The organism is Bacillus sp. AR8-1 (assembly GCF_008042345.1).
GTDB classification, from domain to species: Bacteria; Bacillota; Bacilli; order Bacillales; family Bacillaceae_G; genus Bacillus_A; species Bacillus_A cereus.
Window position 1 is genome coordinate 1 of record NZ_QNUB01000051.1, and the last position, 21,118, is coordinate 21,118.

The window sequence follows — 21,118 nt, forward strand, 5'->3', positions numbered from 1 at the left end:
ATGGCCAAGGAAATACACCGCCACCAAAAAGTGGTAGTGACCAGGGAAATACAACACCACCAAACAATGGTAGTGGTCAAGGAAATACACCGCCACCAAAAAGTGGTAGTGATCAGGGAAATACAACACCACCAAACAATGGGGATGGCCATGGAACGCCACCGCCACCAAGTAATGATGGGAATATAGGAGAGGATCCAGCTAATAATGAATAATAAATAATCATATAATCAAAAAAACGCTATTCTCTTTGTAGAAAAATACAGAAAGGATGGCGTTTTTTATGACACTATCGATTCAATATGAGTTTCATTTATTAGCTAAAGAACTCCAGCGATATCTATCTCCAAGTATCCTTCAACAGCTCGCACAGGAGAAGAGTTTCGTAAAACGTAAAAGTAAGTATGAAACAAGAGATTTGGCCGATTTATGCATTTGGATTAGTTAACACGTAGCATTTCTTCGAGAAATCTTTACTTCTCTTCTCACACAAAAACTCTGTTCAAATCACTCAATTTCTGCACATATAATCTCTACTTTCAATCGTATCCGTATTCTAGATGCAACAGTGTTTCAACTACCTGGTCAATTAGCCACCGACTATCAAGGTTCAGGTGGGAGTAGTAATAAGGCAGGCATGAAAATTCAATTGGAATATGATTTACTTAGCGGTCGCCGCTTGATTATCAGACATGGTACAATTGTAAACGACACCTAATATATCAAAGACTGTTTTCTTCTCATATCGATGAGATTTTCTCCCGTTTTGCTGTAGGAGGTTGAACAGGCGGATTAGAATCTTTGATAGCTCTTGGGTGTCTTTCTGTATTGCTTAGAAAAGAAGAAAGTAATCTTTAATCATATATATGGCCTTATATTCACTCAGTTCTCGTTTCTGTTTCATAAGAAGCAATTGCCGCATTTGAAACATGGTAGAAGAACAAAGTAAAATGGCAATCAGTTGCCCATACAAATGGCATTCCAATCGTTCTTGTTTTATTATTTTTACAATGATGTATATGAAAGAATGATTTCCACGTTTTAAATAAAATCTCGAAACAGACATAAAAAACGCCATCCTTCCCCATAATTCTACAGAAAGAATAGCGTATTTTTACACTTTAAAGAACAATAAGAAAAATAAATATTTAAAAAGGATTTTGAATAATTGATAATATAAAAAATCTAAAAATTGTTATTCTTTTTGAATATTACTTAACCCTTTTTCTAATCCTTTCTCTGTTCCCTTTTCTAATCCTTTTACCAATTCTTTCTCCGTTCCTTTTTCTGCCCCTTTCTCCGCTTCTTCATTCTTCTTACTATGCCCCTCTAACATCCCAACCAATATTTCTGTAATTATTGACATAGGTACACCTTTATCCAATAACATTTTAAGAAATTCAAATATACTGAGACCCTGTGAGTTAATTGCATTATATTTGTTATTGATATGTTGCTCTATATTTTTTTCGGAAAGTTGATTATCCCTAGTCTTACTTTCAGGAATATATTTTTGATTATTGTTTACTATACGTGAAGTTGTAGTACTTAGAGATTTATTATTTAAAACTGTAATATTTAAAGGATAAAACCTGTTATTTATGTTTGAACTGATTTTCATCTCTCATTTTCCTCTTTCTTTTTTGATAAATTTAATATGAAAGTTCATTCCATATTGCTATATCACATATCCATTTATTACAAGTATAATATAAATTTCTTTTAAACTAAATAGAATACTATATAAATATATAAATTCTATTTTGCAATGCTTAAAAGTCACTATAAATAGATAAAATTCTATTCTTCTATGTAGGAAACCTATAGGACTGAAATACATTTGAATATTAAATATAAATTTAGACATAAAAAATACAATCTATTCTTATGTTTTTATAGAAAGAATAGATTGTGTTTTTTCATTTAGGGGTTATATGAAAGCCTTAGCTTAATAGAAATGTGGCGGTACCCCCCTATAATTAAATTTAAGAGGGTATTGCAAGGGTAATAATTTATCTACAATGAGTTATTAATGTGGATTTAGCTCATTTTTTACATGTAGCAGGTGATTCTTTGATTGTTGTCGTACTTCGGTTTGAATTACAGTGAGTTACATTCATCCAAAAAACACCGCTGATTTCCTATAAATAATGGAGGTCATCAGCGGTGTTTATCGGTGTATAAAACTTCAATATTATTAATAAGTCTTCTTTTAAAATATGAATGGTTAAACATATGAAAAACTTTGATTGTTATATCATCTTTTATTTTTGAAATACAGGTGCTATTTTATCAATGCGGTTTGTCCAAATTCCACCTGTATAATCGTCAGGAAGACGTTTTATATCTTCAAGCGAGTCAAATCCACTTGAAAATCCAAATCCATTTCCTCCTACAACGATAACTCGAGTATCAGCTTTATCCATTCGATTAAGAAAACGATTTGGCCATCCCCAAAGCCAAGGAGCTACTTTGTCTGGTATATGTAACTCCCCATGCTTTAGGCTTGAAGGCATGTAGCCAGTCCACCCTAACGCAATATAAGTAAGAAGATCCTTTTTCATGGTTGCTTTAGACATTGATCGTAAACTAGGGATGCGCTCTTTTATCGCAGCAATTGGTTTATCGCCACCATATACAGTTAGTTGCTCAAGACGTTTTGCTGGTAGTTTCTTAAGGTAAGCAGCCAATTGGATTCCTTCATTTTCATCATCACTTTTAATATGAATAAGAAAAGAGCGATCTGGAAAATGGTTAAGTACTTCATCAAGTGTTGGCATAAGATTAATCCCTTGACCACGAAATGGGAATGTTTTACCACCATCAGCTGTATAACCATAACCAATATCAAGTGCTTGTAATTCTTTTGTTGTAAAATCTCTTGTAACACCTTTACCATTTGTACGACAATCAAGAGTCCAGTCATGAAAAATAACAAAATTATTATCTTTAGTTGGTTGAACATCAAACTCTACTAGATCAGCCCCAGCTTTAAATGCCGCTTCCATAGATGGAATTGTATTTTCTAAATAAGGATATTCAGGTTTATTTATACGTTCAGCTGTACATGTATCACCCTCAATCCCTTCCATGCTAAATGTTTGCGAAAGCCCTCGGTGAGCAAGAAGAAGAGGAGTCCTATCGGCCCTCTCAGCAAAAAAAGAACTGTTATTTACATAAACAAATACGAATAGGATAAGAATTATCCAAGTCGTTTTACGTTTTAGTAACCTTTTTATTTTATTCATTGTATGCTCCTCTTAAATATTAGTTGAAATGATTTAAACAATGTTCGTTAATTAAATACTGGTAGATGTTACAACCTATCATATTTTATTGCAATGGATAGGATTGGTAATCGAAGGTTAGTACTTATATATCAATATAGCTCTTCAGCGAATAAGGATATTTCTTTTTTTATCGAGATTCATAAAAAGCAGTCCACATCCTTAAGTTGATGGATGTGTGGTGTGCTCCTATAGGGGCGTAAAGTACTCAAAACTATGAAAGTTTCCGCAACATTCTCCTTTGCCTCTTTCGAATAAAATTTATGCCAAGATATAATAAAAGTATAACGATATAAGGGGCGTCTTTTATGAGAAAAGAGAAAAGACAAAGGCTAATTAAACAAGCGGTGAGAGAGCATGAAATAGATACACAAGAAAAGTTAGTAGAGCTGTTAGCAAAAAAGGGGGCAATTGTAACACAAGCCACTATTTCGCGAGATATTCGCGAATTAAATATAATAAAGACAGTTTCTTCAAATGGTTTAACTATATATAAAAACTTCACAGGAGATAGTATACAAACTGATATGATGTTAAAGAAAAAATTGGGGGAAGTTGTCGTAAAGGTTGATTATATAAATCAATTAACCATCATTAAAACTTTACCGGGTAATGCACATGTTATAGGTGTGTTATTAGACTCTTTAGACTGGAAAGAAAAAGTAGGATGTATTTGTGGGAATGATACATGTCTTATAATTTCAAAATCACAATCGGATAGGGAAGTTCTAGAAGAGAGATTAAAATTAATTATGTAGATAAAAAAACTACCAATATAGGATTTTTTTATTGAAGGTAAAAATTGAATGTTTTTTCGACTTTATTTTATTAAAGAGTTTCGTTATTACTACAGTCTTCGTAAATTAAAGTAGTTAGCGTTATATGAGTTTTATGTATTTAAGCAAAAAAGGATGAGGTATGCATAGTGCAAGTACTTTCCTATCAAAATTTGTGTCTTTATAATAAATGAATTATTCCGCCCGTTGATTTATAGAATTTCAACAAAAAAGCTTTAATCTATTTTCGATTATCGCTCCCATTGCTAGTTTTAACTAATTTTATTTCGTTACAGAAATAAGGCAGATTTTCCGGAGCCTTGGTAATAAATTAAACTTTTAATCGGGCTACTTTACTGTATATTGGAATTAATTATCTTCTTAGATGCTGGGGTATCAAGAAAAGTAATTAATTCTAAATAAGATTTTTTAACGTAAGGTAGTTAAAATTTAAAAGTGAGTATAAATAATCGAAAGTGCTAGTTATAAGAGAGGGTAAAAGTACCTTGTAAAGTAATGCATATAACATAGAAAGATATAAGAGATAGGTGGAATTTATGAATACAAGACAAAAAGAAATTTTATTTCTGCTATTATCTGAATCTAACGACTATTCATTAGTACAAGACCTTGCGGATAAGGTGAATTGCTCTGAAAAAACAATTCGTAATGACTTTAAAATAATTGTGGAGCACCTTGCGAATTATTCAAGTGCGATTCTTGTTAGGAAACCGGGACTAGGTGTGTACTTAGAGGTTGAGGAATATGAAAGGGTGGACTTGTTTAATAAACTTTATTGTATTAATAATCGCACAAAGTATGAATCAGATGAAGAAAGAATTCTACAAATTGCATACAACTTATTAATGAATGTTAAGGCAGTTACTGCACAGGAAATGGCATCCCAACATTTTGTAAGTCGAACTACTATAAAAAAAGATCTAGATAGAATTGAAGTATGGTTACATCATTTTGATTTAACCATTGTTTCAAAACAGCGAGTTGGACTTATTATTGATGGAAATGAAAAGAAAAAAAGAAGAGCATTGGCTAGATTATCAGATTTGATTGGTAATTCTGATCTTACGAATCAATTTATTAAAGAACAATTTCAATATCATGAGGTTGAATTTGTTACGAACGAATTGAAAGCGTTACAAAAACGAAATGCATTGTTTTTTACAGATGATACATTTGAAAGTTTATTAGTGCATACGTTGCTTATGGTACGGAGAATGAAGCTTAAGCAACCTATTTTAAATGCTGAAAAGGAAATTAAAATACTGAAAGAAACAAAAGAATATATATGGACATTGGAATTTTTAAAACAGCTGGAATGTGTTTTTTCTGTTCATTTTACAGAGGAAGAAGTTACATATTTAACAGCTCATATTTTAGGTGGGAAAATCCGTTATCAAGATAAACCAATGCAGGATAGCGCACTTACTGAAAGTAATCCAATGCTTTCTATGGTTATACAGCAATTAGTTAAACGTATGTCGAAGTTGTATGGAATTGATTTCAGTAAAGACAATATTTTAATTGAAGGGTTAACAATTCATCTATATACCGCATTGAATCGTCTAAATTATGATCTTTCTGTCTCGAATCCAATGTTACACGATATAAAAAGAATGTATCCCTATGCGTTTAATGTATTGATACAAGTATTAGAAGAAATAAATGAATCTCTAACTATATATATTCCAGAAGAAGAAGCGGCTTATCTTACTCTACACTTTGAAGCATCTGTTGAACGATTAGATTACCAGGGGAAATCTAAAAATGTAATTATTGTTTGTCATATGGGAATTGGCATGTCGCAATTGTTACGTACAAAAATTGAGCGTAAATTTCGTCATATCCATGTGATGGACTGTATTTCAAAAGCTGATTTACAAGGTTATATTTTGAAACATCGTGATGTGGATCTTGTTATTTCAACTACTACTCTCTCAAGATTAAACATTCCTTATATAGTAGTATCCCCATTATTAGAAGGACCGGAAGAAAAGAAGCTAGGAGAATTTATACAAAATTGTGATGAGCCAAGTTATAAAGAACAAAAAGACTTTGTTATGCTCAATTATACATCTCCATTTTTAGTGTTTTTACAACAGGATATACAACATCCATATGAGTTAATTGAAAAATTAGCATATGCTTTGCATAGTAAGGGTTATGTAGATAAAGAGTATGCAGAAAATGCAATTATAAGAGAAAAAATGTCAGCAACAACAATTGGGGGAGGAATTGCAATTCCTCATGGAAATCCGAAATTTATTCAAGAGTCAGTAATTGCAATCGCTACATTAAAAGAACCAATTGATTGGGGAGCAGAGAAGGTATCACTTGTATTTATGCTAGCAGTTAAAAGTGATGGACAAGAGGTAACGAAACAATTGTTTCAGGAACTATCCTTTATAAGTGAGCAACCATCCTTTATTCAAAAACTTACGAAAGAAACAAACGTAATGAAATTTTTGTCCTTTTTACATAATTAACCGAAAAGTAGAGGCCCAAATAACTGTTATTTGCTTAGGTAAAAGATTTATTTTCCGGAAGTTACGGTAAAAAATGAAACTTTTGACGTCTTAATATTAATTTATAGTAAATGTAGGCGCTTAGTAAAAAGTGTGAGGAGGATGAAGAATGAAATTGTTAGCGGTTACATCATGTCCGAATGGGATTGCCCATACCTATATGGCAGCTGAAAATTTACAAAAAACAGCGGATAAATTAGGAGTCCAAATGAAAGTTGAAACCCAAGGTGGAATAGGGGTAGAAAATGAGTTAACTGAACAAGATATTCGCGAGGCGGACGGCATTATTATAGCTGCGGATAGAGTCGTAAATAAAGATAGATTTGTAGGGAAAAAATTGTTGGTTGTTGGAGTGCAGGATGGTATTCGTAAACCAGCAGAATTAATTGAGAAAGTAATCAGCGGGAATGTATCTATTTATCATTCACAGTCAAAAAAAGTAGAAAGTAACCAACAGGAAAAAAAGCAAAATCCGATATATCGTCATTTAATGAATGGTGTATCTTTTATGGTCCCATTCATCGTAGTTGGAGGATTATTAATTGCTATTGCCTTAACACTTGGGGGAGAAAAAACTCCTGGGGGTTTAGTGATTCCAGAGGGTTCTTTTTGGAAAACCATTGAACAAATTGGTGGTGCATCATTTACGTTCATGGTTCCAATACTGGCTGGATATATTGCATATAGTATAGCGGATAAACCTGGACTTGTTCCTGGGATGATTGGTGGATATATTGCAGCAACAGGAAGCTTTTACGGAAGTGAAAGTGGTGCTGGTTTTCTCGGTGGAATTATCGCTGGTTTCTTAGCTGGTTACATAGCATTAGGAATCAAAAAATTAAAAGTTCCAAAAGCGATTCAACCAATTATGCCGATTATTATTATTCCGGTATTTACTTCCCTTATTGTAGGTTTAGCATTTGTATTTATTATTGGTGCCCCTGTCGCACAAGTTTTCGTATCATTAACAGCTTGGTTAGCAGGTATGCAAGGGTCAAGTTCAATTCTCTTAGCATTAATTTTAGGTGCAATGATTTCATTTGATATGGGTGGTCCAGTCAATAAAGTAGCATTCTTATTTGGTTCAGCAATGATTGGAGAAGGAAACTATGAAATTATGGGTCCAATAGCTGCGGCAATATGTATCCCACCAATTGGTATGGGACTAGCTACTTTTATAGGTAAGGGGAAATTTCAAGATTCAGAGAGAGAAATGGGTAAAGCATCATTTACAATGGGGCTCTTCGGTATTACGGAAGGTGCAATTCCTTTTGCAGCCCAAGATCCACTTCGTGTTATTCCGAGTATAATGGCGGGTTCAATGACAGGTGCGGCAATTGCTATGATTGGTCATGTAGGAGACAGAGTGGCACATGGTGGTCCGATTGTTGCTGTATTAGGGGCAGTAGATAATGTATTTATGTTTTTTGTGGCTGTAATAGTAGGTTCTACTGTGACAGCTGTTTTAGTAAATGTATTGAAAAAAGACATTTCAAAGATAGAAAAACAAGAAATTGAACAAATAAAAGAAGTATCAGCAACAATAGAAGTGCAACAAATGGAGCAAGAAGCACAAAGCAAAAGTTCACAAGTAGAGAAGATGAAAATTAAAAAGCTAACAGATATTACAAATTTAGAATTAATTGAAACGGATTTAAAAGGAGAAACACGAGATGACATCATTGATGAGATGATTCAAAAATTAAAGCATGTAGGTGCATTGCATTCAGTGACAGAATTTAAACAAGCTATTATGAATCGTGAACAAGAAAGTACTACAGGGATTGGTGTAAACATTGCTATTCCACATGGAAAATCAGATGCTGTTAGGAAACCGAGCGTGGTATTTGGGATTAAACAATCAGGGATAGATTGGAAGAGTCTTGATGGAACTGAAGCAAAATTAATATTTATGATTGCAGTACCAAAAGAAAATGAGGGAAATCAACATTTGAAAATCCTTCAAATGCTTTCTCGAAAACTAATGGATGACAGTTATAGAGAGCGGTTATTATCCGTCCAAACAAAAGAAGAAGCATACAAGCTACTAGGTGAAATTATATAGAACGGAGGATTATAATCATGACGGAGCCATTATTTTTTGTACCTGTTTTTAAAGAAAGAATTTGGGGTGGGACACATTTAACTTCTTTTGGATATGAAATTCCATCAAATCAAACTGGAGAGTGTTGGGCTTTTGCTGCACATCAACATGGACAAAGTATTGTTAAGAACGGAAAGTATAAAGGGCTATCCTTGGGTGAATTGTGGGATAACCATCGAGATTTATTTGGAAATATGGAGGGGGAGCGTTTCCCTCTTCTTACAAAAATTTTGGATGCCAATCAAGATCTATCTGTTCAAGTTCATCCTAATAATGAATATGCTAGCGTGCATGAGAATGGAGAACTAGGAAAAACAGAGTGCTGGTATGTAATCGATTCCACTAAAGACGCAGAAATTATATATGGGCATCATGCGAAAACAAAAGAAGAATTAATGTCTATGATTGAACAAAAAGAGTGGAACCAACTGTTACATCGTGTGAAGGTGAAACCTGGAGATTTCTTCTATGTGCCGAGTGGAACTGTCCATGCAATTGGTAAAGGGATTTTAGTATTAGAAACACAACAAAATTCTGATACTACCTATAGATTGTATGATTATGATAGAAGAGATTCTGATGGCAATTTACGTGATCTGCATCTTGAAAGGAGCATTGATGTAATAGAAGCTCCATTTATATCGAATCAGTTAACGGTTAAACATGAAAAAGTAGATGATTTGAGTATAACTAACTTTATTAACTGTCCATATTTTTCAGTAACAAAATGGGAGTTAAATGGACTAACTAGTTTAGAACAATCAAAAAAATTCCTTCTTGTTAGTGTAATACAAGGTGAAGGTGAGTTAATTAAAGAAGGGGAGCATTATTGCTTTAAAAAAGGGGACCACTTTATAATACCTAATTACTTTGGAAGATACGATTTGGTAGGTAACTCTGTATTTATTGTTTCAAGTATATAGTGAATTTAATAATTTTTATATACTAATAAATCAATGTAATATTTAAGCACAAATTAACCAGTTCTTAATTTTGAGGAGCTGGTTAATTTGTTTGAAGAGTACTGATCTTATAATCTTTTTATATTACGTGTAACAATTAGTATTCATTTTCTTGTTATTTGATACTTGATCCATAATTTTCTAAAAGGGTAAAGTTATGGTTCAAATTGTGACAGATGTATGTTACAAATCACATTTAAAGAAAGATATGAAAATAGTAATTAATTTTATAGTGTAAGGGGTCTCGTCACATATTCTTAAGTTGATGGATGTGTATGGAGACCCCATAGCCAAAGAAGTAAGAAGATATTTAGAAGTGCATTAAATTGTGAGGAAGTGCTTGTGAACCGTATCATAAATAAATGAGGTTTTGTATGTTCGATTTTTAAATAATACCCAAGAAGGAGTGGGTTGCAGTTATAGTAATACTCTATTTTTTGTATTTCTATAATAGATAATTTTTTTAAAAAACAGAATTATCTTGACAGTTATTGAATGGATTGATAAGGTTATAAAAAAATATTTCTTATCCAGAGAGGTGGAGGGACTGGCCTTATGAAACCTCAGCAACAGGTCTGCTTAAGTAGACACTGTGCTAATTCCAGCGGGTGATAATCCTGATAGATGAGAGCTTCCGTTTTTATTTGTCAGTAGCGCCCTCTTTTTTAGAGTGCGCTTTTGTTTTTTCTGGATAGTAACTAAAGGAGATTAGAAATGGAGAACAAAAATGGGCAAGAATTTCAAAGGAAAATGCAAGCACGTCATTTAGTCATGCTATCACTTGGTGGGGTGATTGGAACTGGCTTATTCTTAAGTTCGGGTTACACTATTCAACAAGCTGGCCCATTTGGAACAATTCTATCCTATCTGGTTGGTGCGCTAGTGGTTTATCTAGTTATGCTATGTTTAGGCGAGCTTTCCGTACATATGCCTGAAACGGGCGCATTTCATAGTTATGCAGTTAAATACATTGGACCGGGTACTGGGTATACAGTAGCCTGGTTGTATTGGTTAACTTGGACTGTTGCTTTAGGTTCTGAATTTACAGCTGCAGGATTACTTATGAAGCGATGGTTTCCATCGGTTAATGTTTGGGTATGGAGTGCTCTTTTTGCCATTTTGATCTTTGTATTAAATGTCCTGACTGTTAAATTTTTCGCCGAATCCGAATTTTGGTTTTCATCGATAAAGGTTATAGCTATTGTGTTTTTTATTGTTTTAGGAGTAGCGGCAATGCTAGGGTTTCTTCCGATGACTCATTCAAAAGCAGCACCATTCTTTTCTAATTTTACAAGTGGAGGTTTATTTCCTCATGGTGCTACGGCCATTATGATGACCATGCTTGCGGTTAATTTTGCTTTTTCGGGAACGGAATTAATAGGCATTGCAGCTGGAGAAACAGCGAACCCGGAAAAAATGATACCGAAGGCCATTCGAACTACTCTGTGGAGATTAATTATCTTTTTTGTAGGAACGATTGTTGTTTTATCTGCGTTATTGCCTATTTCCGATGCAGGGGTATTAGAGAGCCCTTTTGTTGCAGTTCTAGAACGAATTGGGGTGCCATATTCAGCTGACATAATGAATTTCGTTATCTTAACAGCCATTTTATCTGCGGCAAACTCAGGCCTTTATGCCTCTTCTAGAATGCTTTGGTCGCTTGCTAATAAGAATACGATATCCCCGATTTTTGGGAAAATGACGAAGCAAGGTGTTCCAATCAACGCCGTCATTTTCAGCATGGTGGGTGGAGCTTTGGCTTTGCTCTCAAGTATTGTGGCACCAGATACTGTCTATATCGTACTTGTTTCCATTTCCGGTCTAGCAGTAGTTATAGTTTGGATGAGTATTAGTGCTTCCCAGTTCCTATTTCGCAGACAATTTTTAAAAGAAGGAAATTCTGAAAAGGATTTGATTTATCGCACACCACTATATCCATTAGTACCAATTGCTTCTTTTATCCTTTGTCTGGCATCGTGTATTGGAATTGCATTCGATCCAACACAGAGAATTGCCTTATATTGCGGCATACTTTTTATTTTATTTTGCTATGGAAGTTATTATCTAACAAAAAATCTAAAAAAGAGGGGTGTAGATTATGTCGAACAAAATCAACCCAATTGATGCTATTTTATCCCAACATTCCATTATGCTTCTTGACGGAGCATTAGCTACTGAATTGGAGGCGCATGGATGTAATTTGGACGATCCCCTTTGGTCGGCACGTGTGTTACTAGAAAATCCGGAACTAATTTATCAGGTTCATTCGGACTATTTTCGTGCTGGAGCAGACTGTGCCATAACAGCAAGCTATCAAGCTACTATTAGTGGTTTTTCCGCGCGTGGAATACAAGAACAGGAAGCTTTGGAATTAATTAAGAAAACGGTGTTACTTGCAAGAAGGGCAAGAGATGATTTTTGGAAGGAAAATACGCAAACGAATAGGCCTAAACCATTGGTTGTTGCATCAGTTGGGCCGTACGGCGCTTACCTTGCAGATGGTTCAGAGTATGTAGGCAACTATGGTGTGACAGATAAAACATTAGCAGACTTTCATCGTTCGAGAATGTCTGCGTTAATTGAAGCAGGTGCAGATCTATTGGCATTTGAAACGATCCCTTCCCTGCAAGAAGCAAGAGTATTAGATACATTATTGCGTGAGTTTCCAGAAACATATGCGTGGCTTTCCTTTTCGCTAAAAAATGAGAAAGAGATTAGTGAAGGTATGAAACTCGTGGAGTGTGCACGAGCTTTTGAGAAAAGTGAACAAATTGTAGCGATAGGCATCAATTGTGCGCCAGTAGCCGTTGTGACTGGTGCAATCCAAGAGTTGAGGGCAAACACCAAAAAACCGATTATTGTTTATCCAAACTCTGGTGAAACTTATAATCCGGAAACAAAAACATGGCATGGTCATGAACAATGTAACGCGTTGGATATTCAATCTGATGAATGGTACCGAGCAGGTGCACGTTTAATAGGTGGATGCTGCAGAACGACACCTTATCACATTGAGGAGATAGCGAACAAGTGGCGTTCTTCCGAGTTTTTCTATTCGAACGAAGCAAAACAGTAATGTAATGGATGATAATCTAACTTTGTGTGTATTTTCATGATTTTGCTTGTTCAGGAATCTACAGTTATGTCTAGTGGCACAAAATGCCTTTTCAAAGACGCAAATGTGGATGGTAGCCTCGGGAATCCAGTGGACTTTTGGGTACCTTAGGTATGGAAAGGAATCAGGGAAAATAAAAACCGCTAGTTTAATAGATATGGTAGACAACATGCTGAATCTTTTAATGAAGATGGAGTTAATCCAATTGAAGGTGAAGGGGACCATTTATTCGTAATTAAAGTTAACGAAGAGGTCAATTTAGTTATTCAAAAAATAGTTCAATAACTATATGAAAATTTGTTATGATAAAAATCTTTGTTGTAGTAGTAAATGTGGTCATATTGTTGTAAAAAAGGATAGATGTAAACAGGTATATTCTCCTGTTCATCTATCCTTTCCTTTTTACCCTATAAAATGTGTGACATTATATTAATCGCATAAATATAGGATTTTATTACTATTTCCTTAACTTTTAATTAAACGATAGGGTTTATTTGGTATGCGTATTATTAAGAGTATGCTTCTATTTTAGGAATGCTTTACCCCACAAAATGAAAGTACACTTTGTTGCCATTCTTAAGTTGATAGATGTGTGGTGTCCCCCTGTAAGAACGTAATTGTATTGTAGAAAAATAAAATAGAAGGATTACTTACCTTTAGTAAATATGAGAACTTTGTATTTTTGTTATTTACAATTATGCAATATCAGACCTCAGATATACATTCATTTAGTTGTACATTAGGATATACAAAAATCACGAAAACTCCAGATGAACTTCACACTCGAATAGAAAATCCGGTATATAATAACTATAGAATTTATTAATGTTACATTGATTTTTATCTATTAAGATATATAAAATTTTGATACGGAATACTAGGGTAAATAACTTCTTATAAGAAAGTAATAAAGGAGAATAACTATGACAAGCACTGTACTCGAATCAAAAAAAACTAATATTACAGAAGAAGATGTTGAAATTCTAAAAATAATGGCGCATCCAATTCGTTTACGTATTGTAAACGAGCTAAGCAAGCATAATACTTTTAATGTTTCTCAGCTAACAAAAATTTTAGAGATACCCCAATCATCGGTTTCACAACATTTATCTAAAATGAAGGGTAAAATACTAAAAGCTGAACGTAAGGGTTTAGAAATTTATTATTCCATTCGTAACAATAAAGCAACTCAAATTGTCGGCATACTTGGATATTAAGCCATATATACAATTGCGTAAAGATAGAGTAGTACCTGAGTAAGGGTGCTACTCTTTTTGGATTCTATAAACACAACATGACAAATGTTACTTTTTCATAAAAGAACAAGAACAAACTAGGAATTATGTTTTCCTACATTGAATTTAAACGTATATGTCATTAAAAATAGATGCTAGACACCTAGATTGTACTTAGTTAAAAACCACTCATCGAACCGCTGGAGGGATACAATGTCTTATAAAACGATACATACCGATTTTCGAAATGACTATACAAATGCTCGAGATGCCTTGTTAAATGAAGGGATTGTTGAAATTGGTCATGTCCAGTATGAAAATCAAAAAGGGCTAATCATACGTCCTGCCTACGAAATAGAAGGAGAAATTTATTTTTTTTCGGGAATGAAAGCAGCGGGAGATACGATATACAGTGTACAATTACGCCCTTTTAATGAGCTAAAAGAGGCGGATTACATTCCACTAGAAGAAAAATATTGTATCAATGTGTAAATAAGGAAAAAAGTTAAACCGGCAGTTTATGATAGAAAGTGGTCTGGGGAGTTATGGAATATGACAGAGCAAATCAAAGGGATTGTGTATGAATAACCACATTGTAATCCTAATTAGGTAGGGGCCACTCGCATAATTTAAACCGAAATTACTGGAGAATATGCCCAACATATTAAAGATGAAAAAAGCGATGTCATCGAAATCGCTATAACCTAAAAAGAACTTGTAGTAATACCTACAAGTTCTTTTTAGGTTATAGCGAAATTTACTATGAAATTCTTAATGATTTTTAGCAAATCAAAACTACAGGAGGTGCCGCAAAGTGTATCCTCCCAAAGAGGAAGGAAGAAATATAGTTATTTTATATTTTAAAAGACAAAGAATCAAACGGTTCATAAATAATATGTATTTATAATGAGTAGCACCAACAAATTAAAATTTATTTATGAGCTTTTAATTTATATAAATCTCAAACATGGATTAATGGTTTTATTCTAAATGCAATTCTTAATTGTAAAGTTTCGTTTGGATCTTTTATGTTTCGTCCAAGTATTTCTTCACATTTCTCTAAACGATAAATAACGGTATTACGGTGTAAAAATAAACGTTTAGCAGTTTCGGATATTGCACAATGAGTTTCTAAATAAACAGATAACGTGTGCAATAGTACAGCATGATCTTTCTCATTTTCATTTGCAAGTGAATGTAGTGTGCTCTCATAGAACTTTTTTAATTGTTCTTGTGGAATCATACGTAAAATCGCTGAGATTTCTTTTGCTTGATAGATCTCAATAAATTCTTTACTCCCTGATATTTCACCGTAGTAAAATGCATCTGTTGCTTCTTTAAATGAATGAGATATATGTAACAATTGTTCGCTAGAATTAGCAATTCCAAAAGATATGCTTTTTTGAAAATATGTATAGATTTTCACCTGTATGTTTTTTAATAAAGAGATCATTCGTTCTTTTTCAGTTTGTCTCCAAATGCCATCACAATTCACCAACAAAACATACATATCATCTTTTATGAATAAATGAACATTTGCAGTATAAGAATTTAGTTCTTCCTCTATCAAGTCATATATAAGATCCTTTTCTTCTTGATATTCCATAAATGACATAGTGAATTCTTTTATATCTATTTTTCCTATAATACAAATATATTTTTGATCAAATGATAAATTAAATTCTTTTCCTAGATTAATAATCTCATCTTGAGTAGAGAAAACACTATTAATAACATTCGTAAAAAATTCATCCTGAATGCGTCTTGAGTATTGTCTTAAAGAATGTTCTTTTATTAATTCAAAAGCAAGGACGTTTGCAGCTTGTTCCACAGCCAATACCATTGAACGATTTAAAGGTGAAATAAAGCCGTCTATAACTAAATAGCTGTATTGATTATTCTGTGTATAAATGGGAAAAATTGAAACTGTATCACGAGTTTTAGTAAGAAGAGAAAAAGTAACAATTTCTATTGTTGATAACGGTAGTTTACGCCCGTTTATAAAAAACTTCTTTAAACTTTGAATAGATGCTTTAGTGTTATTGTGTTCGGAAATAGGGCGCAAGTGATAGTCAAGTAGTACAACTGGTAACTGAATTAGTGATGATAAATTTTCCAAAATCATATTTATGCCTTTTCCACTTATAATGTGATTTGAAAATTGTTGATGTATTTGCATTGCTTGATGTAATTCATTAGTTCGCATATCCAGAATATAACTTAAGGTTTGATTTACAAGATCTCCTAGTCCTATGTCAAATGGGAGCTCAATAATTGGAAAATAAATTTCATCTGCTAATGAAATAATATCTTCGGGTATTTCTTGTAAAAACCGTTTAGTTTTTATACCTAAAGCTGTACAACCTTGTTTCTTCATTTGTATGATAAGTTCTCGTAATGCATACATATCGTCTTTAAAATGATATGCACTTGTAACTAGCAATTCGTTTCTCTTTAAGAAATGAATAATATCAGGTGCATCCATCATATTAACGGTATAAACTTCTTGTTCTACACCCTTATGACCAGCGATAAGCTTAGCTTGATCGAAGATAGGGATTTTCATAATATCATATAGTTTCATTCGATTTCCTCCAAGGGTGACTTATGTAGGATATTAAGAGCCAAATTACTAAATAAGTAGATTATACTAACTCTTAGAATGTATTACAAAGTTTAAATGTAAATACTACGTTATGGGAAATAATAACTGGATAAATTGATTAATAATATTTTGCTAAATAACAGCCATTATAAAACAGGAAACCTGAGAGTAAATGGCGTTATCCCTAACTATGGTTATAATAACTAAAAAAACAGTATATATTTGGATGATTTGTCGATGTAGTTATTAGAATTAAATAATAATATATGAAATAGGCCTTATAAAAAATTCGAAAAGTTGTTGGATATCCAATTATTTCAGAGTTATGGTTGAAAGATTCTCTATAAATAGATAGGGAGATAAATAGATTTAAAATAAATTGTGAGAGAAATTGTTAAAGTACTATGCTTATAAAAATATTAAATAAGGTGGATTTTCACTGGAAAATGTAAAGGGAGTATTGTTAATATGTCTGAATCTTTAATGAAAAAACAAGATAAATTTGGAGAATCCACTACTTTGATTCCTTACTGGTGGAAAGTTGTACTAGCATTTACTTTAGGAACAATATTTCTTAATGCAGATCGGTATATTTTAAACCCTATATTGGGAGAGATAGGGTTGGAGTATAACTTGAACAATACCCAACTGGGTTTAGTAAATAGTATTTTCTTTTTCACTTATACAATCGCACAAATTCCGGCAGGTACATTGAGCGATAAGTTTGGGAGGAAAATAATTCTGGTTCCGGGTTTTATTTTATTTGGAATTTTTACAGGAGTAAGTGGTATTATGGCTGGATTTACAGGATTCTTAGTGGCGCGTGCTTTAACAGGACTTACACAAGCTACTTATTATGGACCGCAGTTCGCACTTTCTTCTGAGGCAATACCAAATAAAAGAAGGAGTATCGGTTCTGCCATCATTAATAGCGGAGCTGCTTTAGGAATATCATTAGGCTTTATTTCTTCTAGTACTCTTGTATTGGAATGGGGAATAAACTGGAGAATGATGTTTTACATATTTTCCGTTTTAACCATTTTATGCGGTTTGTTCATTGGTTTTGTTGTCAAAGAAGGAAAGAGACAAAAGAAAGATGTAAGTAATCCAGTCATAGATATAGAGACTGATATAAGTATGCTTTCTTTATTAAAGAACCGTAATCTTTTAATTACATTCATTGTATTATTTTGCTCTATTTATGGATTTACAGTTATTATGACGTGGTTACCAAAGTATTTACAAGTGGAGCGCGGATTTCAGGGAAGTGAAATAGGTTTTATTTCATCATTAGTTCCATGGGCAGCAATACCAGGGTCACTTTTTGTTGGTTATTTATCTGATAAATATGGAAAGAAAAAGATATTTGTATTTACATTGGTTCCAATCGCTGCAATTTCTTTATGGGCAACGGTGTATATTCAAAGTATTCCTTTAATGATTGGAGCTCTTATTATTTATGGTCTTTTTGGGAAAATAGCGCTTGATCCGGTGCTAATTGCAACTGTTTCAGAGAACGTAAATCCAGAATCATATGGCCGAGCGTTTAGTCTTTATAATTTTATAGGAATGTCATCCTCAATTGTGGCTCCATTTATCGCAGGTTATTTAGCCGATTTAACGGGCAGTATGGCTGCTGGGTTTTATTCAGCTGTTATCATTCTTGGAATAAGTTTAATTATCATGATGTTTTTTAAGGAGACTTCTCCGAATACACATTTTGAAGAAGGAAACATTTAAGGGGATAAGAGTAAATTAATTGGAAGTTTACTGGAGGGAAATTAATGCATACACTGGATAAGTTGCAATTAGGAAAGGATACACTCGATTTACTTCATTGGTTAGGAGAATGTGGAAAAGATCCAGAAGGGGGTGTATCCAGGTTCTTATATAGTTCAGAGTGGCTAGAGGCTCAAGAGTCTCTAAAAACGCTTTTTATTAAAGAGGAATTATCTATCCATTATGATGAAATCGGAAATTTATTTGGAATGCTTGAAGGTAGTAAATATAAAGACGAAACAATATTAACTGGTTCTCATGTTGATACAGTAAAAAATGGAGGATTATTTGATGGACAGTATGGTATTATCGCTGGATTTTTAGCTATAAAATATTTAAAAGAAAAATATGGACAGCCTTTGCGGAATATTGAGGTTGTATCCATGGCCGAAGAAGAGGGAAGTCGATTTCCATATACATTTTGGGGATCTAAAAATATTGTTGGGATTGCTAAACAAGAAGATGTTCAGAATATCTCAGATTTTAATGGTCAAGCATTTGTAGAGGTGATGAGACAAACTGGTTTCACATTTAAAGCTAATCCAGAATATGCTCGTAAGGATATTAAAGCATTTGTTGAACTTCATGTAGAACAAGGAGAAGTACTCGAGAAAGAAGAGAGATCCATTGGTATTGTCCAAAACATTGTTGGTCAACGACGGTTTACAGTTGAAATAATTGGTGAATCCAATCATGCAGGCACAACACCAATGAAATATAGAAAAGATGCGATGAGTGCAGCTAGTTATATGATACATAGGATTCATACCATGACTTTAGAACATGGGGAGCCGCTTGTTACCACTGTTGGGGAAATTAAAGTAGAACCCAATATCGTAAATGTAGTACCGGGTAAAGCTATATTTACGATAGATGTAAGACATGTAGAAAAAGAAGAATTGCATCAATTTACTGATAAAATAGTACAGGAAATGAACAAAGTTGCAAATCAATTAGGAGTTCAAATAAAGATTAAAATGTGGATGGATGCTGCACCAGTACCAATGGATAGAAATATAACTGACATTATCGAAAAGCAATGTTTGCAAAATAATATTGTGTATAAAATGATGCATAGTGGTGCAGGTCATGATGCTCAGATTATAGCACCATATATACCGACAGCCATGGTTTTTGTTCCAAGTCATAAAGGTATTAGTCATTCTCCGTTTGAGTATACGGATCCTAAAGATTTAGCTGAAGGAGTAAATGTGTTAATTCATACATTATATGAATTAGCATATTAACACGGTTTAAGTAAATTTATAAATAATAAATAAACAATGTTTTATTGTTGTTTATTTATTATTTAAATTAGCTATTTAATTATCTTATTCAATTCAGATCTACTACAAGCAAAGACCCTGATATTAAATTTCTAAAAGGGGGACATAATGAAACAAAAAGTATTAATAGAAAATAAAAAAAATAAAATGACTCCTTATTGGATAAGATTAGTTATTGTATTTTTTTTAGGCTGGATTTTTATATATGGAAATCGCGCTATTTTAACCCCAGTAATAGGGGAGATTAAAAGTGATTATTCATTAAACAATGCAGAAATAGGGCTTATGAATAGTTTGTTTTTCTTAGCTTATACAATTGTACAAATTCCATCAGGCTATTTAGGAGATATGTATTCAAAAAAGTGGGTGCTCGTGCCTGGATTTCTGATTTCTGGAATATTTTTAGCTGTAACGGGATTGTCAGAAGGGTATTTGTTACTTATATCTGCATGGATGATTTCCGGGATTGGACAAGGAACTTTTTATGGTCCACAATTTGCATTATCATCAGAGTCTATTCCAAATAAATATCGAACAATTGGGAGTGCAATAATAAATAGTGGAGGAGCGATAGGGTTATCTTTAGGGTTTATATTTTCTAGTTACTTTACGCTATCTTTAGGGTTTAGTTGGAGAATTACTTTTTTTATTTTTGCCCTACTAACAATAATAGTGTCAATAATAATGTTATTTACTATTAAAAATGATAGTAAAAATGAAGATTCAATAAAGAGGAAAATTGATATAGAAGAAAAAAAATTCTCAAGTTCAATTAAACTCTTACTAATGAACAGAAACTTAATAGTTAGTTATATTGTTGCTTTTTGTTCATTATATGGATTTTCAGTTATGGTAACCTGGCTTCCTTATTATCTTCAAACTGAACAAGGAATAGAAGGTAGTATAGCGGGTTATTTATCGTCAATAATTGCACTTTTAGCGCTTCCTGGGAGTATTTTATTTAGTTGGATAAACGACCGCTTTCAAAAACATGTCAAAATCATGAAGTTTATGTTGATATTTTCTTCAATCTTCACTTTTTTAATTGGTTTTACTAATAGTACTGTTTGGATTATAGTGGGGCTAGTATTATATGGCTTTATGGGGAAAATTGCAATGGATCCTATAATTGTAGCTTTTGTAGCAAATAATGCTCCTCAAAATCTATATAGCACAACCTTTGGGCTATACAATTTTATAGGAATGTCTTCAAGTGTACTAGCTCCTTATATCACAGGAGTATTATCAATTTATACAGGAAGTATGAAAGCAGGCTTTTATTTAGCTTCAGTCTTTTTGCTCATCGGGCATTTCAGTTTAATTTTGATAAGAGAAAAAGATGCTAATATATAATAAAATTATTGAAGTAAGAGATGAATCTCTGACATAAAAACACGATGTCTTAAAAGACATCGTGTTTTTATGT

General features: G+C 33.1%; 15 protein-coding genes, 2 pseudogenes and 1 riboswitch. Of the genes and pseudogenes, 13 read left to right on the top strand and 4 right to left on the bottom strand.

Annotated elements, in window-relative coordinates:
- The coding region (locus tag DN400_RS25560; RefSeq protein ID WP_481747371.1) for a hypothetical protein at positions 1-215 on the top strand (215 nt) is incomplete at its 5' end.
- Between the two features lie 68 nt (positions 216-283).
- A pseudogene (locus tag DN400_RS25565) lies at positions 284-697 on the top strand (IS4 family transposase); the annotation flags it as partial.
- Here the strand turns inward: DN400_RS25565 and DN400_RS25570 are convergent.
- From DN400_RS25570 to DN400_RS25580, 3 genes and pseudogenes are all read right to left on the bottom strand, one after another.
- Positions 662-1,055 (bottom strand): annotated as a pseudogene (locus DN400_RS25570) (IS4 family transposase); the annotation flags it as partial. The pseudogenes DN400_RS25565 and DN400_RS25570 sit on opposite strands and share 36 nt — an antisense overlap.
- 140 nt (positions 1,056-1,195) lie before the next feature.
- Positions 1,196-1,621 carry a hypothetical protein gene (locus DN400_RS25575; protein ID WP_016513394.1) on the bottom strand — a complete coding sequence of 142 codons (426 nt, stop codon included), beginning with the start codon at positions 1,619-1,621 and terminating at the stop codon, positions 1,196-1,198.
- A gap of 643 nt (positions 1,622-2,264) precedes the next feature.
- A complete protein-coding gene (locus DN400_RS25580; RefSeq protein ID WP_065229985.1) occupies positions 2,265-3,248 on the bottom strand; it encodes a glycerophosphodiester phosphodiesterase family protein in 984 nt (327 codons plus the stop codon).
- 347 nt (positions 3,249-3,595) lie between these two features.
- Between DN400_RS25580 and DN400_RS25585 the strand changes: the two genes are divergently transcribed.
- From DN400_RS25585 to DN400_RS25620, 8 genes are all read left to right on the top strand, one after another.
- Positions 3,596-4,045 (top strand): arginine repressor, encoded by a 450-nt coding sequence (locus tag DN400_RS25585; RefSeq protein ID WP_147802005.1) that lies wholly within the window; start codon positions 3,596-3,598, stop codon positions 4,043-4,045.
- Between the two features lie 575 nt (positions 4,046-4,620).
- Positions 4,621-6,567 (top strand): BglG family transcription antiterminator, encoded by a 1,947-nt coding sequence (locus DN400_RS25590; protein WP_147802006.1) that lies wholly within the window; start codon positions 4,621-4,623, stop codon positions 6,565-6,567.
- Positions 6,568-6,715: 148 nt separating this feature from the next.
- Positions 6,716-8,671: a PTS fructose transporter subunit IIABC gene (locus DN400_RS25595; protein WP_147802007.1), complete on the top strand. Its 1,956-nt coding sequence runs from the start codon at positions 6,716-6,718 to the stop codon at positions 8,669-8,671.
- Between the two features lie 17 nt (positions 8,672-8,688).
- Positions 8,689-9,633 carry a mannose-6-phosphate isomerase, class I gene (manA, locus tag DN400_RS25600; protein ID WP_147802008.1) on the top strand — a complete coding sequence of 315 codons (945 nt, stop codon included), beginning with the start codon at positions 8,689-8,691 and terminating at the stop codon, positions 9,631-9,633.
- A gap of 562 nt (positions 9,634-10,195) precedes the next feature.
- Positions 10,196-10,303, top strand: a riboswitch (SAM riboswitch).
- Between the two features lie 83 nt (positions 10,304-10,386).
- The gene (gene mmuP, locus DN400_RS25605; RefSeq protein WP_147802009.1) at positions 10,387-11,796 is read left to right on the top strand and encodes an S-methylmethionine permease; all 1,410 of its coding nucleotides are present in this window, start codon (positions 10,387-10,389) and stop codon (positions 11,794-11,796) included.
- Positions 11,771-12,748 carry a homocysteine S-methyltransferase gene (gene mmuM, locus DN400_RS25610; protein ID WP_147802010.1) on the top strand — a complete coding sequence of 326 codons (978 nt, stop codon included), beginning with the start codon at positions 11,771-11,773 and terminating at the stop codon, positions 12,746-12,748. Before mmuP ends, mmuM begins: the two co-directional genes overlap by 26 nt.
- Positions 12,749-13,710: 962 nt before the next feature.
- Positions 13,711-14,004, top strand: coding sequence for an ArsR/SmtB family transcription factor (locus tag DN400_RS25615; RefSeq protein ID WP_000204904.1), 294 nt, complete (start codon positions 13,711-13,713; stop codon positions 14,002-14,004).
- 231 nt (positions 14,005-14,235) lie between these two features.
- The gene (locus DN400_RS25620; protein WP_098592709.1) at positions 14,236-14,514 is read left to right on the top strand and encodes a hypothetical protein; all 279 of its coding nucleotides are present in this window, start codon (positions 14,236-14,238) and stop codon (positions 14,512-14,514) included.
- A gap of 469 nt (positions 14,515-14,983) precedes the next feature.
- On the opposite strand, the gene DN400_RS25625 is transcribed toward DN400_RS25620, so the two are convergent.
- Complete coding sequence (locus tag DN400_RS25625) at positions 14,984-16,606, bottom strand: PucR family transcriptional regulator (RefSeq protein ID WP_016513402.1); 1,623 nt, start codon at positions 16,604-16,606, stop codon at positions 14,984-14,986.
- Between the two features lie 489 nt (positions 16,607-17,095).
- Here DN400_RS25625 and DN400_RS25630 point away from each other — a divergent pair, with 489 nt between their 5' ends.
- The 3 genes from DN400_RS25630 to DN400_RS25640 all read left to right on the top strand — a co-directional run bounded on the left by DN400_RS25630 (position 17,096) and on the right by DN400_RS25640 (position 21,045).
- Positions 17,096-18,367 carry an MFS transporter gene (locus DN400_RS25630; protein WP_016513403.1) on the top strand — a complete coding sequence of 424 codons (1,272 nt, stop codon included), beginning with the start codon at positions 17,096-17,098 and terminating at the stop codon, positions 18,365-18,367.
- Between the two features lie 44 nt (positions 18,368-18,411).
- On the top strand, positions 18,412-19,653 hold the full coding sequence (gene allC, locus DN400_RS25635) for an allantoate deiminase (protein WP_098219078.1): 1,242 nt from the start codon (positions 18,412-18,414) through the stop codon (positions 19,651-19,653).
- Between the two features lie 147 nt (positions 19,654-19,800).
- Positions 19,801-21,045, top strand: coding sequence for an MFS transporter (locus DN400_RS25640; protein ID WP_147802011.1), 1,245 nt, complete (start codon positions 19,801-19,803; stop codon positions 21,043-21,045).
- Positions 21,046-21,118: the final 73 nt, after the last annotated feature.

Bases quoted from the DNA above. Each gene is read 5' to 3' on its own strand.
- DN400_RS25575 (WP_016513394.1), bottom strand. From the start codon at position 1,621: ATGAAAATCAGTTCAAACATAAATAACAGGTTTTATCCTTTAAATATT.
- DN400_RS25580 (WP_065229985.1), bottom strand. From the start codon at position 3,248: ATGAATAAAATAAAAAGGTTACTAAAACGTAAAACGACTTGGATAATT.
- DN400_RS25585 (WP_147802005.1), top strand. From the start codon at position 3,596: ATGAGAAAAGAGAAAAGACAAAGGCTAATTAAACAAGCGGTGAGAGAG.
- DN400_RS25590 (WP_147802006.1), top strand. From the start codon at position 4,621: ATGAATACAAGACAAAAAGAAATTTTATTTCTGCTATTATCTGAATCT.
- DN400_RS25595 (WP_147802007.1), top strand. From the start codon at position 6,716: ATGAAATTGTTAGCGGTTACATCATGTCCGAATGGGATTGCCCATACC.
- manA (WP_147802008.1), top strand. From the start codon at position 8,689: ATGACGGAGCCATTATTTTTTGTACCTGTTTTTAAAGAAAGAATTTGG.
- mmuP (WP_147802009.1), top strand. From the start codon at position 10,387: ATGGAGAACAAAAATGGGCAAGAATTTCAAAGGAAAATGCAAGCACGT.
- mmuM (WP_147802010.1), top strand. From the start codon at position 11,771: ATGTCGAACAAAATCAACCCAATTGATGCTATTTTATCCCAACATTCC.
- DN400_RS25615 (WP_000204904.1), top strand. From the start codon at position 13,711: ATGACAAGCACTGTACTCGAATCAAAAAAAACTAATATTACAGAAGAA.
- DN400_RS25620 (WP_098592709.1), top strand. From the start codon at position 14,236: ATGTCTTATAAAACGATACATACCGATTTTCGAAATGACTATACAAAT.
- DN400_RS25625 (WP_016513402.1), bottom strand. From the start codon at position 16,606: ATGAAACTATATGATATTATGAAAATCCCTATCTTCGATCAAGCTAAG.
- DN400_RS25630 (WP_016513403.1), top strand. From the start codon at position 17,096: ATGTCTGAATCTTTAATGAAAAAACAAGATAAATTTGGAGAATCCACT.
- allC (WP_098219078.1), top strand. From the start codon at position 18,412: ATGCATACACTGGATAAGTTGCAATTAGGAAAGGATACACTCGATTTA.
- DN400_RS25640 (WP_147802011.1), top strand. From the start codon at position 19,801: ATGAAACAAAAAGTATTAATAGAAAATAAAAAAAATAAAATGACTCCT.